The organism is Agrobacterium sp. CMT1 (assembly GCF_037203725.1).
In the GTDB taxonomy this organism is placed as follows: Bacteria; Pseudomonadota; Alphaproteobacteria; order Rhizobiales; family Rhizobiaceae; genus Agrobacterium; species Agrobacterium pusense.
Window position 1 is genome coordinate 233283 of the sequence record NZ_JBBCAR010000017.1, and the last position, 14389, is coordinate 247671.

12 protein-coding genes are annotated in these 14389 nt (G+C 59.9%); 7 read left to right on the forward strand and 5 right to left on the reverse strand.

Annotation, left to right across the window (positions count from 1 at the left end; genetic code table 11):
* Positions 1-183 precede the first annotated feature (183 nt).
* Both WA845_RS20565 and aspS read right to left on the reverse strand, forming a co-directional pair.
* Positions 184-660, reverse strand: a complete 477-nt coding sequence (locus WA845_RS20565) for an FUSC family protein (RefSeq protein ID WP_022555974.1) — start codon at positions 658-660, stop codon at positions 184-186.
* A gap of 2 nt (positions 661-662) precedes the next feature.
* On the reverse strand, positions 663-2450 hold the full coding sequence (gene aspS / locus WA845_RS20570) for an aspartate--tRNA ligase (RefSeq protein ID WP_004441151.1): 1788 nt from the start codon (positions 2448-2450) through the stop codon (positions 663-665).
* 191 nt (positions 2451-2641) lie between these two features.
* On the opposite strand from aspS, the gene WA845_RS20575 reads away from it, so the two are divergent.
* The 7 genes from WA845_RS20575 (at position 2642) to WA845_RS20605 (ending at position 9791) form a co-directional block, all read left to right on the forward strand.
* Positions 2642-3913, forward strand: coding sequence for an MFS transporter (locus tag WA845_RS20575; protein WP_004441149.1), 1272 nt, complete (start codon positions 2642-2644; stop codon positions 3911-3913).
* 82 nt (positions 3914-3995) lie between these two features.
* Positions 3996-5156: a ribonuclease D gene (rnd, locus tag WA845_RS20580; RefSeq protein ID WP_004441147.1), complete on the forward strand. Its 1161-nt coding sequence runs from the start codon at positions 3996-3998 to the stop codon at positions 5154-5156.
* 329 nt (positions 5157-5485) lie between these two features.
* Positions 5486-6514 (forward strand): adenylate/guanylate cyclase domain-containing protein, encoded by a 1029-nt coding sequence (locus tag WA845_RS20585; protein ID WP_004441145.1) that lies wholly within the window; start codon positions 5486-5488, stop codon positions 6512-6514.
* Positions 6515-6657: 143 nt separating this feature from the next.
* Entirely contained in the window at positions 6658-8016 is a 1359-nt protein-coding gene (locus WA845_RS20590; RefSeq protein ID WP_035207701.1) for an esterase-like activity of phytase family protein, read from the forward strand.
* Positions 8017-8153: 137 nt separating this feature from the next.
* A complete protein-coding gene (locus WA845_RS20595; protein ID WP_072494902.1) occupies positions 8154-8501 on the forward strand; it encodes a YunG family protein in 348 nt (115 codons plus the stop codon).
* Positions 8502-8664: 163 nt separating this feature from the next.
* Positions 8665-8982: a hypothetical protein gene (locus tag WA845_RS20600; RefSeq protein WP_072494276.1), complete on the forward strand. Its 318-nt coding sequence runs from the start codon at positions 8665-8667 to the stop codon at positions 8980-8982.
* A gap of 176 nt (positions 8983-9158) precedes the next feature.
* Positions 9159-9791: an acetyltransferase gene (locus tag WA845_RS20605; protein ID WP_072494275.1), complete on the forward strand. Its 633-nt coding sequence runs from the start codon at positions 9159-9161 to the stop codon at positions 9789-9791.
* A gap of 47 nt (positions 9792-9838) precedes the next feature.
* Here WA845_RS20605 and ppx read toward each other — a convergent pair whose 3' ends face one another.
* The 3 genes from ppx to hdaA form a co-directional block, all read right to left on the reverse strand.
* Positions 9839-11362, reverse strand: a complete 1524-nt coding sequence (gene ppx / locus WA845_RS20610; RefSeq protein ID WP_112555065.1) for an exopolyphosphatase — start codon at positions 11360-11362, stop codon at positions 9839-9841.
* Positions 11359-13557 carry an RNA degradosome polyphosphate kinase gene (locus WA845_RS20615; protein ID WP_112555150.1) on the reverse strand — a complete coding sequence of 733 codons (2199 nt, stop codon included), beginning with the start codon at positions 13555-13557 and terminating at the stop codon, positions 11359-11361. Before WA845_RS20615 ends, ppx begins: the two co-directional genes overlap by 4 nt.
* Before the next feature lie 101 nt (positions 13558-13658).
* The gene (gene hdaA / locus WA845_RS20620) at positions 13659-14387 is read right to left on the reverse strand and encodes a DnaA regulatory inactivator HdaA (RefSeq protein WP_112555067.1); all 729 of its coding nucleotides are present in this window, start codon (positions 14385-14387) and stop codon (positions 13659-13661) included.
* Positions 14388-14389: the final 2 nt, after the last annotated feature.

Sequence of the window (14389 nt, forward strand, 5' to 3'; positions counted from 1 at the left end):
GTCGGCGCCGTCCCAAGTTTAAAATCTGCGTTAGACTTGCATTCTCCTGGTGGACGCAGGGCTATACTGGGATCGGATTTCGGCTGATTATGTGCGGAAGTGGGTTCGACTCGCGGTAAAATTGTGTCTTTGCCGCGTTCGCGAGAAAAAGACGGAAAATTCCTCATCCACCAGTGGTGACGGCTAGAGTTTCAGCCGTTCGCGAAAGAAGACCAGCGCTACGGTGACACCGGTCGCGACACCCACGATCACGTCGATGAAGCGGACAAGGCCGGCAACCTGCGGCCCCATGAGGAGCACGAGCATGGCGGAAGCACCAGCCTGTATCGGTACGACTGGCGGCAGGCCGAACATGGAGGCGAGGATCATGGCGATGAAGGTCGCCGAGGCCAGCCTGATTTCGGCGAAATCATGCGGAACCAGGAGGGCTATTTCCCCGACGAGAATGCCGACGGTGACGCCCACCATCAAGCCGAGGCCCTGACGAACATGGCTTGGAATTCCCGGCGCCAGACAGATGAGCGCGCTGATTGCCGCGAAGACGGGTTGCGGATGGCCTAGCCAGCGATGCGCGACCCAGAACGCAAAAGCGGCCGCAAGTGCGGCCGCCAATGCACGGGTGAAGGCTGCGCGAACACGGTCGAGCAGCGTCTTCAACACGATCAGTCTTTCTTGGACGGAACGACGCGCAGCGCCAGTTCGCGAAGCTGCGTCGGCGTTGCCGGCGACGGCGCGTTCATCAGGAGGTCCTGCGCCTGCTGGTTCATCGGGAACAGCGTGATTTCGCGCAGGTTCTTCGCACCGACCAGCAGCATGACCACACGGTCGATACCGAAAGCGCAACCGCCATGCGGAGGCGCGCCATACTGGAAGGCGCGGTAGAGACCGCCGAAGCGCTCTTCAACGTCTGTCTGCGACAGGCCAACCTTTTCGAAAGCCTTGACCATCAACTCGGGCGACTGGTTACGGATCGAACCGGAGGCGATTTCGAAGCCGTTGCAGACGGCGTCATACTGGAAGGCCTTGATGGAGAGCGGGTCCTGCCCTTCCAGCGCTTCCAGACCACCCTGCGGCATGGAGAAGGGGTTGTGGGCGAAATCGATCTTCTTTTCTTCTTCGTTATATTCGAAGAAGGGGAAGTCGACGATCCAGCACATTTCGAAGCGGTCGCGATCGATCAGGTTCAGTTCATCGGCAGCGCGGGTGCGCGCCTCACCGGCAAACTTGTAGAACTTGGCGGGATCACCGGCGACGAAGAAGCAGGCATCACCTGCCTCGAGGCCGAGCTGCTGACGCAGCGCCTCGGTGCGTTCCTCGCCAATGTTCTTGGCGAGCGGGCCAGAGCCGCCGACCTTGCCGTCCTCTTCCTTCCAGAAGATGTAACCGAGGCCGGGCTGACCCTGAGACTGCGCCCAGGCGTTCATGCGGTCGCAGAATGCGCGCGAACCGCCGGTCTTGGCCGGAATTGCCCAGACCTGAACCTTCGGGTTGGAGGCGATCATGTTCGCGAAGACCTTGAAGCCCGAACCATCGAAATGCTCGGTCACGGCCTGCATGACGATCGGGTTGCGCAGGTCCGGCTTGTCGGAGCCGTATTTGCGGATCGCTTCATCATAGGGAATGCGCGGCCACTCTTTGGTGACAGGCTTGCCTTCGGCAAACTTTTCGAAGACAGCAGTCATCATCGGCTCCATCGTGGTCCAGACATCTTCCTGGGTCACGAAGCTCATTTCGACGTCGAGCTGGTAGAATTCGCCCGGCAGGCGGTCGGCGCGCGGGTCTTCATCGCGGAAGCACGGCGCGATCTGGAAGTAACGGTCGAAACCCGCCACCATCAGAAGCTGCTTGTACTGCTGCGGCGCCTGCGGCAGCGCGAAGAACTTGCCCTCATGAATACGCGACGGCACTAGGAAGTCGCGTGCACCTTCCGGCGAGGAGGCCGTGAGGATCGGCGTCGTATATTCGGCAAAGCCGGCATCGGCCATGCCGGTGCGCATGGCGGAGATGATCTGCGTGCGCTTGACAATGTTCTTGTGCAGCGTTTCGCGGCGCAGGTCGAGGAAGCGGTACTTCAGGCGAACGTCTTCCGGATAGTCAGGCTCACCGAAAACCGGCAGCGGCAGTTCCTTGGCGACGCCGAGAACCTCGATCTCCTGAGCGTAAAGTTCGATCTCGCCGGTCGCCATGCCCTTGTTGACGGTGTCTTCCGAACGCGCCTTGACGAGGCCGTCGATGCGGATGACCCATTCGCCGCGCACGGTTTCCGCAACCTTGAAAGCCGGGCTGTCAGGATCGGCAACCACCTGGGTGATGCCGTAATGGTCGCGAAGGTCGATGAAGAGAACGCCGCCATGATCTCGCACGCGATGAACCCAACCGGAAAGGCGAACGGTTTCGCCGACGTCGGACTTGCGGAGAGCGGCACAGGTGTGGCTGCGGTAACGATGCATTTTTTTATCCTGGAACGTGTCGTGGGCCCGTTGGAGGCCAGATGGGCGGCACTGTCGAAATTTGCCGGAAAAGCGCATGGCCAGCCTGATTTGTCAAGGCAAAGCGCAACAATGTCGCCTTCAGCCTGTCCTTTCCCCCGCCTTGGCTTTAGATAGTGCATATTCAGCCCGCCAAACCGAGTCGGCCCGCAATGAGCCAGATCAGACCCCTCATCCCGCTTCTCGTCACCGCCGGCATCCTGATCGGCGGCAACGGCCTGCAGGGAACCTATATTGCCCTGCGTGGCATCTCCGAAGGTTTTTCCGCCAGCACTATCGGCGTCATCAGCGCCGCCTACAGCATCGGATTCGCACTCGGCTGCATTTCAGTGACGCGGCTTCTGCGAAAGATCGGTCATATCAGAACATTTGCCACCATGGCAGCGGTCGCCTCGGCCGCTTCCATCGCCATGCCGCTCATCATCCACCCGCTATTCTGGATGCTGATGCGTTTCGTCATCGGCATTGCCGTCGCCTGTCTTTTTGCGGCCATCGAAAGCTGGATCAATGCGCAGGTGACGAATTCCAATCGCGCGCGGACGCTTTCCATCTATCGTTTCGTCGATCTCGGCTCCGTGACACTGGCGCAATATGTCATTGCCGTGATGGGTGTCGAAGGCCCGGTGGTGTTTTCGCTGATCGCAATAGCACTGGTGCTGTCTCTGGTGCCGATCTCGCTTGCCGACAAATCCAACCCTGCCCCGCCGAAGCAGATTCCCTTCGACCTTTTCGCCGTCTGGCGCATTTCCCCGCTTGCCGTCGTCGGTTGCGTGGCAGTCGGCCTCAGCATGGCGGCCTTCCGCAATATTGGCCCGATCTATGCCGAACAGATAGGCTTTTCCGTCACCGCCATCGCCACATTCATGAGTGCGGGCATTATTGGCGGTGTGGTGCTGCAATATCCGCTTGGCGTTTATTCCGACCGTTATGACCGGCGCATCATCATCCTCGCCACCACGGCGGCCTCTGTCGTCGTCGGGCTCTTTCTCGCTTTCTTCGCCGGTACTGATGAATGGAGCAATATCATCGGCGTCTTCATCTTCGGCGCCTTCGCCCTGCCGCTTTATTCGCTGAGTTCGGCGCATGGCAACGACCACGCCAGGGAAGGCGAACATGCGATGATGTCAGCCGGACTGCTGTTCTTCTGGTCGGTGGGCGCAACCGTGGGGCCGCTTCTCGCCTCCGTCCTGATCGATCAGTTCGGTCCGAAGGCACTCTTCAGCTATACCGCCGCGATCCAGATCGTTTTCATCGCCTACACCATATATCGGCTGCAGGTGCGCGAGGGCGTTCCGCTTGAGGAGAGGAACTGGCGTTTCAGTTCGCTGTTGCGCACCTCGGCCTATTTCCAGAAGCTCGCCGCACCCGCACCACCTAAAAAGAATGGGTCGGAGCCCAATCCGCCGGAGAAAAACGATCGTTAGGCCTTCAAAAACGGGCTTTGTATTGACATGCGCCCGGCAAAGGGAAAGTAAGACGGATAATTTTCACGAGTGGCCATTTGCAATGATTGAAACGACTGCCGCCCTCGCCGAGGCTTGCACGGAACTGGCGAAATCGGAATTCATCACCATCGACACCGAATTTTTGCGGGAAACCACCTTCTGGCCGGAACTCTGCCTCGTGCAGATGGCAAGCCCGACTCTCGAGGTGCTGGTCGATCCGCTGGCGAAGGGCCTCGATCTTACGCCGCTTTTCGAGTTGATGGCCAATCCCGACGTCGTGAAGGTTTTCCACGCGGCGCGACAGGACATCGAAATCATCTACCATCTCGGCGGGCTTATTCCGCATCCGATCTTCGACACGCAGGTCGCCGCCATGGTCTGCGGTTTCGGCGATTCGATCTCCTACGACCAGCTGGTTCAGAAGATCAAAAACGTGCAGATCGACAAATCCTCCCGTTTCACCGACTGGAGCCGCCGCCCGCTGACCGAAAAGCAGCTGGATTACGCGCTGGCCGACGTGACCCATCTGCGGGATGTCTATCTCTCGCTGAAAGCCCAGCTCGAGCGCGAAGGCCGCTCGCTGTGGCTGACCGAAGAGATGGATATTCTCGAGTCTCGCGACACGTATGACATGCATCCCGACGATGCCTGGCTGCGGCTGAAATCGCGCCTGCGCAAGCCGACCGAGCTTGCCATCCTCAAATTCGTCGCCGCCTGGCGCGAGCGGGAGGCGCGCTCCCGCAACGTGCCTCGCTCGCGCGTGCTGAAAGACGATGCGATCTTCGAAATCGCCCAGCAGCAGCCAAAGGATGCCGAGGCGCTGTCGCGGCTTCGCACCATTCCCAAGGGCTGGGAACGCTCCGCGTCCGGCAACGCCATCGTCGAGACGGTGAATGCGGCGCTGGCGCTGCCGAAAGAAGAAATGCCGAAGGCACCGCGTCACAGCCACGCGCCGGAAGGTTCGGGCGCTGCCGTGGAACTCTTGAAGGTTCTGCTGAAGCTGACAGCTGACAAGCACGGCGTCGCCGCCAAGGTCATCGCCAATAGCGACGATCTGGACAAGATCGCCGCCGAGGGCGAAAAGGCAACGGTGGCAGCACTGACCGGTTGGCGGCGGGAGCTTTTCGGCAATGTGGCGCTGAAGCTCATCAATGGTGAGGTCGCCCTGCGTTTTGCCGGCAAGAAGGTCGAGGCTGTAGAGGTTGCGGCGAACGAGTCGTAACGCTCGCTCTTTCCGCGACCTTCTCATACCGCGTGTCGCCTCATTCGCTAGCGCTGCATCTGAATGGCGCTGGCCGAACACCCGAATCGCCCGACAGCGCGTCGGGCGACAAAATCGGTGAAGCCATCGAATACACAATATAAACTTAGGCGGGGTGCGGGCCCCGTCCGTTGCGGCAACCGGGCAACAGGCTTTCCGATCCTTTATGCAACCTTACCGATTGCTCACTTTTTCCAGCGCTTTTTCCACATTAATGTCGCATATGACCTGAACAGAAGCTTTGCCCGCAAGGAGCGACGGGCCTGCCCTTCCCGAGATCAAGAATCGACATGAGAAAATTGCTGCCCATTCTGGATTACGTGGTGCTCTTCGTTGCCGTGGCCGGCAGCGGCGTGGCCTACGCATTCCTGGAATATGGCGGTGGCGCGCTCATCGGCGCGACCTATGCGCTGTTTGCCTGCGCGCCAATCCTCGCCTTCGAGCGCGGTTACATCATGCCCGGCCTGTCGCGGCAGGTCAGCGCCCTGCCGACACCGGTTTACATTGCCGTCGGTCTTGTCATCTATGCTGTTCTCGTCTTCTGCGGGTTCGGGCTGGGCGGCACGATCCTGTGGCTGAGTGGCATCTTTCCCGGCACCTGGAAACGCGCCGTTCATGCCGAAGTACAGACGCTGGTCTTCACGCTCATCGTCTGCGGCATCATCGTCTTCATCATGCGCGTGCGTGAACTTCTTGGCCGCGATATCTTCATCGACCTCATTCTCGGGCGTTATCGCAGACCGGTGAGCGAAGACCGTGTCTTCATCTTCATCGACCTTGTCGGCTCCACCTCCTTCGCAGAAACCCATGGCGACCTGAAGGCACAGGAGTTTCTCGGCGAAATCTTCGCGAGCTATGCCGCACCGGTCAGGAAACACGGCGGCGTCATCGACGATTACATCGGCGACGCCGCGATCATCACCTGGCCATACCATAGGGCGATACGGCGCGCCGCCTGCGTGCGCTGCGTTTTCGATATTCAGGCGACCATCGAGGAAAAGCGCGACATGTGGCTTTCCCGCTTTGGTGAAGTGCCGCGCCTGCGCTTCGCCATTCATGGCGGACCTGTCATCACTGCGGAAATCGGCGTTGACCATCACAAGATCACCTATTTCGGCGATACGGTGAACACGACCTCCAGACTCGAATCGCTGAGCAAGATGCTTGGCCACCCCGTGCTGATTTCCGCCGACCTCGCCCATCAGCTGGTGCTGCCCAAGGGCGTGCGCAGCGAATATCTCGGCGAGCACGCGGTCAAGGGCCGTGGTCAGACGCTCGGTGTCTGCACGCTCAGCCAGTATCAAGCCCCCGCCGCTTAGGGCGAAGCAACGTCGCCGTCACCTTTGCCAGCGGCCGCCGTCATCAAAATTCATCAAAGCTTCAAACGGCAATCACCTCTCTGTCATGTGCTGCCCCTATCGCGTCAATCCTGTCTTCAACAGGTACTGAGAGGGGTCTCAACATGAAGCACGTTCTTTTCGCCTCTTGCGCGGTTCTCGCGCTCGCTTCCGCATCGCAGGCAGCGGAAAAGGAGTTTCCGGCAAAGCTGGTTTCACATGCCATTCTGCCGGCCAACACCATCATCGCCGCGCCTGCCGATGCGCCGGCACATCTCAAGACCTCCGCCAAGTTCACCACAGCCGACCGCAAGCGCGCCGAAGGCCTCGGCACCGTGCCCGGCAAGGACGGCGCGCGCCTGACCGGCCTTTCCATGCCGTTCAACGGCCAGCCCATGCAGGGCTTTTCCGGCATCAAGGCCATGCCGGACGGCAGCTTCTGGAGCCTTTCCGACAACGGTTTCGGCTCCAAGCTCAATTCGAGCGACGCCATGCTGATGCTTCACCATCTGAAGTTCGACTGGGAAGCCGGCAAGGTCAATGCGCTTGAAACCGTGTTTCTCTCCGACCCTGACATGAAATCGCCCTTCCCCATCGTTCTGGAAGGCACGGAAAAGCGCTACCTGACGGGCGCCGATTTCGATGTCGAATCCATTCAGCCTGTTGCCGACGGTTTCTGGGTGGGTGAGGAATTCGGTCCTTACATCCTGAAATTCACCCGCGACGGCAAGCTGACCGATGTGATCTCCACCAAGGCCGGCGATATCGAGGTGAAGTCTCCCGACCATCCGGCTCTCACACTGCCTGGCAACCCGACTCAGAAAATGCCCGCTTTCAACCTGAAACGCTCCGGCGGTTATGAAGGCATGGCGCTCTCCAAGGACGGCTCAAAGCTCTACGGCCTTCTCGAAGGACCGCTCTATATGGCGGACGGGCAGGTAGAAAAGACCGAAGACGGCGCGACCGCGCTGCGCATCATCGAACTGGACACCGCCAGGAAAGAGTGGACCGGTCGCAGCTGGCTTTATCCGCTGGCGGAAGGCGGCGAGGCGATCGGTGACTTCAACATGCTGGACGAGACCACTGCCCTCGTCATCGAACGCGACAACGGCGCCGGCACGGCCGACAAGGCCTGCGCCGACCCGAAGGCTCCCACTGCGGACTGCTTCGCCCGCCCAGCCAAGGTCAAGCGCATCTACAAGATCGAATTCAACGACGCCAATGTCGGCAAGGCCGCCCGCAAGATCGGCTACATCGACCTGATGAAGATCTCCGACCCTGATAACAAGAAGCGCCAGGGCGGCGGCAATGGTTTCTACGACATGCCTTTCGTCACCATCGAGAATGTCGACCGCGTCGATGCCACGCATATCATCGTCGGCAATGACAACAACCTGCCTTTCTCTGCCGGGCGGGCGCTGGACAAGGCTGATGACAACGAATTCGTTCTGCTTGAGGTCAAGGACCTGCTCGAGGCGAAGTGAGGCCACGGCTGCCGTCATTTGCATTGACGGTCACCAATGATCCGGACGGAGCGCTGGCAGACACGAACGTCTGCGCGGCGCTCCTTTCCGATTTTCCGGCCGCGACAGAAACATGCTTGCGGAAAAGAAGACGTTTCATGCAGGACCATGCCGAAAGACTGTACTACGCCCTGAAGAGAAGCTGGTCGGGCGAGACCAGCGGCCTCTGGTCGCGCGAAAATCCAGCCAGGGGGCAAGGAAGCGTCACTGCCCTGGTGGTTCAGGACATTTTCGGCGGCGAACTTGCGAAAACCGCTGTCAGCGGCGCGCAACACTTCTACAATATCATTGATGGCGTCCGCTGGGATTTCACCTTCACCCAATTTGATCTGCCGGTGGGTTATCAGGATCATCCCGCCAATCGGACCGAAGTCATGGCGACGATAACGCCGCTGCAATATGCCTATCTCAGCGCCTGCATTCGAAAGGCACTCGGCCACGGCTGAACGGCTTGCAAAAAGGACAGCCCATTGCTGTCGATCCGCACGGCATGGAGGTCAACCGGCGCGCTACACTTCAAGACCAAGATTTATGTTTCCCGCAAAGCGGACACAATCCACGCGATAATATTGCTTGGCGAAATGGCTGTACCGACAGGAGAGACATTTAATGAGCGAGAGTTGTCCGGTTCTGACACCGGCAGAACGGCAGGTTCAGGATATATTGGAACGCAACGAAGCGGCGATGATGGCGAGTGTTCATGCAGCGGTTGAGCGCGCCAGCAAAGAAGTCGCCGAAGCATTCGAGGCGACCGGGTCAGACATGCAGCCACCACCCCGGGATTATTTTGCCGCGGTCGCGCATCAACAGCTCTTTTTGTTGTTATGCGGGGCCGACCCGCAGACCTTTGAGGGCGGCGACCCAGAAATCGCCGGTCATATCATTCGGAATGCTCAAAACATAACGGAGCACTATTGGAAACGATAATGCGCCCGAATGTCGCCGGCAGGTGACGCCGATCTGTAAGGAGAGAATGTCACACGAAGCAGAGACGTGGTCTGAACTTGAGAGGGTATGCCGGTCACGGACGGACTGCTCCGCCGTCTCACGTCATAGGGCCTTCATCATGCCCGGTTAAGCAGGCGCAGAATCGGGAGACTGCAATGGATTCGACCGCACAGATCAAGCGCCCTAAGCTCGCAGAGACCGTCATTCATGCAACAGCCAGCGCAAGAGACTCGAGCATCGGCAGATGCTGCGAGATTTTGGCCGATACCTCGCTGCATAATGTTGAGCTCGGAGACTACTCTTATCTTGGTCCCCGCTGCATGGTGGGGGATGCGATCATCGGGAAGTTCTGCGCCATCGCGGCGGAGGTCAGGATAGGCGCTCCCAACCATCCGATGGACCGGCCATCCATGCACCGTTTCAGCTACTGCCCGGAATATTACTCGGTCGATGCAGTGCGCGACGATGCCTTTTTCGCGCAGCGGAAGCAGGATCGCGCCGTTATCGGTCACGATGTCTGGATCGCGCACGGGGTCATCGTCCTGCCGGGCGTCAAGGTGGGACACGGCGCGGTGCTGGCCGCCGGCGCCGTGGTGACCAGGGACGTGCCGCCCTATACCATCGTCGGCGGCGTACCCGCAAAAATCATTCGCGAGCGCTTTTCACGATCGATTGCGCAGAAGCTTACCGCTATTGCCTGGTGGGACTGGCCCTTCGAGACGATCATGGCGCGGCTTGGCGACTTTCAGTCAAACGATATCGAAGCGTTCTGCGAGCGCTGGTCCTAGCACGGGGCCAATGTCGTTTCTGTCGTGAACAGAAACTCCGCCGCTCCTTATTCGAACACGAAGGCCAGCCGCTTGCCCGTCAGCTTCGCCAGTTGCTGCAAACGTCCGTCCAGCCGCTCGCCGGCAAAATCGCAATAATCATGCGGCACCACAAATTCCAGATCGAGATCCGGATTATCTGTCTTGCGGAATTTCAGGTGATCCACGACACCCGGCATGGAGGCTGAAAAAAGATATACGACGCGCAGCAGGCCGCCCAGCAGTTTGGCGAGTTCCTGCAGACGCTCCCCCGCCATGGCGGCAAGCGGCTCGGTGGTGCCGTTGTCGTTCAGGCCTTCAAAGCGGTAATAATTGGCAAGTGCAATATAGGCGCGCCCGGGATGGGTGATCGCCACGAAGGACGAGTGGGCGATGATATTGAGCGCCTGCAGACCGCGGTAATCGGGATGCGCGCGCCAGCTGATGTCGGCCAGCAGGCAGGCGGCCTGCCGATAGCGGCTTTCCTCTTCCGTCTCGTCGATGCCGAAAACCGGGAAGGTGCGACCGCTCCAGTCCGCCAGTTCTCGCGCATGCTCCGGAGAACGGGCGCGCAGAATGGCAAGTTCGTCGGCGGCCACCAGCAGCGGATCGGATTCGCGCTCCGCCTCCGTCAGCAGCGAATAAAGGTAACCCTCGCGTACGCCCTGTGCGGAAAAAGCGATCCTGGCCGGCTTCATCATCTTCAGAACTTCGCGCATGGCGATGGCACCGAATGGCAGGAGCGAGCGGCGGTTCTTGGAGACCGCCTGCCAGGCGGGATCCTTGCTATCCCGGGAGACGATGACCTCCTCGAGGAAATTCAGCATTTCCTCTAGCGGCAATTCATAACCCTGCATCATGTGCAGGGGATAACCGGATATCTCCATATGCAGCTTGGCGATATTTCGCCAGGTGCCGCCGACGGCGTAAAAGGTGCGCCCCTCACCCGCCGCCAGAAGTTTGCCGAAGGATTTGACGTGTTTTCTGGCAATAGTCGCCGCTTTTTCCAGCGAGCCGTCCGATTGCTCCGAAAGCCTCAGACCGCCAAGCGGCAGGGTGATGCCTTCGCCGCAGCTCTTGCCCTTGATGTCGATCAGCTCCAGCGAGCCGCCCCCGAGGTCGCCGGCGATGCCATCAGGATCATGGAAACCGCTGATCACGCCATAGGCCGAATAAAGCGCTTCCTTCTCACCCGACAGAACCTCGATCTCGCAGCCGAGGATGGCTTCGGCCTCACGAATGAAATCGGGACCATTTTCCGCTTCTCGGGCCGCGGCCGTGGCCAGCACATAAAGCTGCTGCGCCTGCGCCTGCTCGGAGAGGGCGTGAAAACGCCTGAGCGCCAGGAGCGCGCGGCTCACACCCTCCTCATGCATGCGCCCCGTCAGCGCCAAACCTTTGCCAAGCCCGCAAAGCACCTTTTCGTTGAACAGCACCGCAGGCGCGCGGGAAAGACCTTCATATACGACAAGACGAACGGAGTTCGAGCCAATATCTATGACGGAAACGGGGGCAAGGCCGGTCAGCCGCCCCTGTGCTTCTGATCGAGTCATTCAGCCTGTTTCTTGCGGGACGAAATCAACCCGGCAATCAATTTGGGCGCACTGGATTTCAGGGCTTCACCACGTCCGGAAAGGCTGGGATTGGTCATGAAATAGTGCTGCGCGTTGAACGGTTCTTCGCCTTTACGCACCTCGATGCGCCTCGACGTTCCGTCCGCAAGTATCTCGTAGCTCTGCTGGTTGTCAATGAGATTGCCCAGCATAATCTGTGAAAGAACCTGCTCATGCACGGTGGGATTGGTCAGCGGCACCAGCGTCTCCACGCGGCGGTCAAGATTGCGCGGCATCATGTCGGCGGAGCCGATATAGACCAGCGCCTTGTCCGACGGCAGGCCGAGACCATTGCCGAAGCAGAAGATGCGGCTGTGCTCCAGGAAGCGGCCGACGATGGATTTGACGCGGATATTGTCCGACAGGCCGGGCACCTGCGGGCGCAGGCAGCAGATGCCGCGCACGACAAGGTCCACCTCAACACCGGCGGCGCTGGCATGGTAGAGCGCATCGATGATCTCCGGATCGACAAGCGAATTCATCTTCATCCAGATCGCCGCCGGCGCGCCGCGCTTGGCGTGCTCGATTTCCTCGTGAATATGCTTGAGGATGCGCGCGCGTAGCGTATAGGGCGAGACCGCCAGCTTCATGCCCTCCTCCGGTTCGCCGTAACCCGTGATGAAGTTGAAGATATTCGCCATGTCGTGGGCGATCTTCGGGTTGCAGGTGAAGAAGGACAGGTCGGTATAGATCTTGGCCGTGATCGGGTGATAGTTGCCCGTGCCAAGGTGGCAATAGGTCCGGAGCTTGCCATCCTCGCGGCGCACCACCATCGACATCTTGGCGTGGGTCTTGAGTTCGATGAAGCCGAACACGACCTGCACGCCGGCGCGTTCCAGATCGCGCGCCCAGCGGATATTTGCTTCCTCGTCGAAACGCGCTTTGAGCTCGACCAGCGCGGTGACGGATTTACCTGCTTCCGCGGCATCGATCAGCGCGCGAACGATCGGGCTGTCGTTGGAGGTGCGGTAAAGCGTCTGCTTGATGGCGAGTACTTCGGGATCGCGCGCAGCCTGCAGGAGGAACTGCACCACCACGTCGAAGCTTTCATAGGGATGGTGAACCACCATGTCCTTTTCGCGGATAGCAGCGAGGCAATCGCCGGCATGTTCACGAACTCGCTCCGGGAAACGGGCATTGTAGGGCTCGAATTTCAGGTCGTCGCGCGGGGCGCGCACGATTTCCGAGATCGTGTTGAGCGCGAGAAGACCGGGCAGAACCGCGACGCGATTATCCGGCACACCGAGTTCATGCACCACGAACTGCCTGAGCGACTGCGGCATTTCACTGTCGGTCTCGATGCGGATGACGGAACCGCGGCGGCGGCGTTTCAGCGCGCTTTCAAAGAAGCGCACCAGATCTTCGGCCTCTTCCTCCACCTCGATATCGCTATCGCGGATGATGCGGAACGTGCCGGAACCGCGAACGGTATAGCCGGGATAGAGCCGGTGAATGAACAGACCGACCACATCCTCGAGCGTGATGTAGCGGATGGCGTTCTTCTCATCCGGCAGCCGCACGAAGCGGTCGAGCGCCGGCGGCAGGCGCAAAAGCGCCGTCATCGGCTCGCGGCCGTTGACGCTGTCCAGCTGCAGCCCCATGGAAAAGCCGAGATTGGGAATGAAGGGGAACGGGTGCGCCGGATCGATGGAGAGCGGCGTCAGCACCGGGAACATGCGTTCCTCAAACTCGGTCTCCAGCCAGTTGCGATCCTCATCCGAAAGCGCAGCCGGGCGTACGATGTAGATTTCTTCCTTGGCAAGATATTGCTGCAGAACGGCAAGCGAGGCCTGCTGCTCCATTTGCAGGTTGTCGATTTCCTTCAGAATATCTTCGAGCTGTTCTGCCGGGGTCTTGCCGTCCGGGGTCCTGACGGTGATCTTCTGGCGCACCTGGCCTTCGAGGCCGGCGACGCGAACCATGAAGAACTCATCGAGATTGGCCGCCGAGATGGACAGGAAACGCAGCCGCTCCAGCAGCGGGTGATCGGTGTTCAGCGTTTCCTCAAGGACACGGCGGTTGAACTGGAGCCAGGAGAATTCGCGGTTGATGAAACGCGCGGGGCTATCCCAGAGGTTCTCGCCCTCGGTCTGCGGCTGAACCTTGTTGAAATCTTCCTGCGCGACAGCGTCCATGCCCTGTTCCATCCCCTGACCAATTTCCAATCCGTGATCCTGCTGCATCCCGCGATCGTCCTTCTTGCCCGTATAACAGTTTGACGACGGAACTGTGACAGTCAATCGTCGTCCGGTCCGTTATGTATCTCGGCATTGTCCATCGCGTTGAGGACTTCCGCCACCAGTGGGCGGGTGATCCTCGTTCCGCGCGAAAGCGCCAGCCTGTCGATCCGCTCTACGATCGTCTGCGCCGTATCGAGCGAACGTTCCATTCTGTTGACGATGTAGCCTATGAGTTTGTCATCCATGTAAAGCTGCCGGTCAGCGAAGAGCTTCACCAGCACCTGCGCCAGCAGCGCCTCGTCCGGTTCACCCGTTTCCACCACCGTCACGGCCTTGAGGCGCGAGCGCAGATCCGGCAGCGCGACCGGCCAGGCCGACGGCCATTGTCGGCTGGTCATCAGAAGCGTCGTGCCATTCTGGCGTACGCTGTTGATGACATGGAAGAGTTCGGTATCGTCAAAATCACGCCGATCGGCATCCTCGAACAGCACCGCCCCCCTTTCGGCCGCGCGCGCGGCATCCGCGCCCGCTTGCGGATGAATCTCGCGGGCCTCGCTGATATTTTTCCAGATATTGGCAAGGTGCGATTTTCCGGAACCGGGCGGCCCTGCCAGCACGACCACCGGCGAGGGCCAGTGCGGCCATGCGTCAACGAGGCTGACGGCGGCCTCCAGCGAAGCCGACACGAGGAGATCGTCCCGGCCGGAGGCGGACGGATGCGAAAATGCGAGCGGCAGCTGCTCGGCCTTCGACCGGGCGTTGTCGGTTTTGATTGGGTCAGTCATTG

Excerpts from the sequence above, each read along its gene's own strand:
- aspS (WP_004441151.1), bottom strand. The coding sequence starts at position 2,450 with ATGCATCGTTACCGCAGCCACACCTGTGCCGCTCTCCGCAAGTCCGAC.
- WA845_RS20575 (WP_004441149.1), top strand. The coding sequence starts at position 2,642 with ATGAGCCAGATCAGACCCCTCATCCCGCTTCTCGTCACCGCCGGCATC.
- rnd (WP_004441147.1), top strand. The coding sequence starts at position 3,996 with ATGATTGAAACGACTGCCGCCCTCGCCGAGGCTTGCACGGAACTGGCG.
- WA845_RS20585 (WP_004441145.1), top strand. The coding sequence starts at position 5,486 with ATGAGAAAATTGCTGCCCATTCTGGATTACGTGGTGCTCTTCGTTGCC.
- WA845_RS20590 (WP_035207701.1), top strand. The coding sequence starts at position 6,658 with ATGAAGCACGTTCTTTTCGCCTCTTGCGCGGTTCTCGCGCTCGCTTCC.
- WA845_RS20595 (WP_072494902.1), top strand. The coding sequence starts at position 8,154 with ATGCAGGACCATGCCGAAAGACTGTACTACGCCCTGAAGAGAAGCTGG.
- WA845_RS20600 (WP_072494276.1), top strand. The coding sequence starts at position 8,665 with ATGAGCGAGAGTTGTCCGGTTCTGACACCGGCAGAACGGCAGGTTCAG.
- WA845_RS20605 (WP_072494275.1), top strand. The coding sequence starts at position 9,159 with ATGGATTCGACCGCACAGATCAAGCGCCCTAAGCTCGCAGAGACCGTC.
- ppx (WP_112555065.1), bottom strand. The coding sequence starts at position 11,362 with ATGACTCGATCAGAAGCACAGGGGCGGCTGACCGGCCTTGCCCCCGTT.
- WA845_RS20615 (WP_112555150.1), bottom strand. The coding sequence starts at position 13,557 with ATGGACGCTGTCGCGCAGGAAGATTTCAACAAGGTTCAGCCGCAGACC.
- hdaA (WP_112555067.1), bottom strand. The coding sequence starts at position 14,387 with ATGACTGACCCAATCAAAACCGACAACGCCCGGTCGAAGGCCGAGCAG.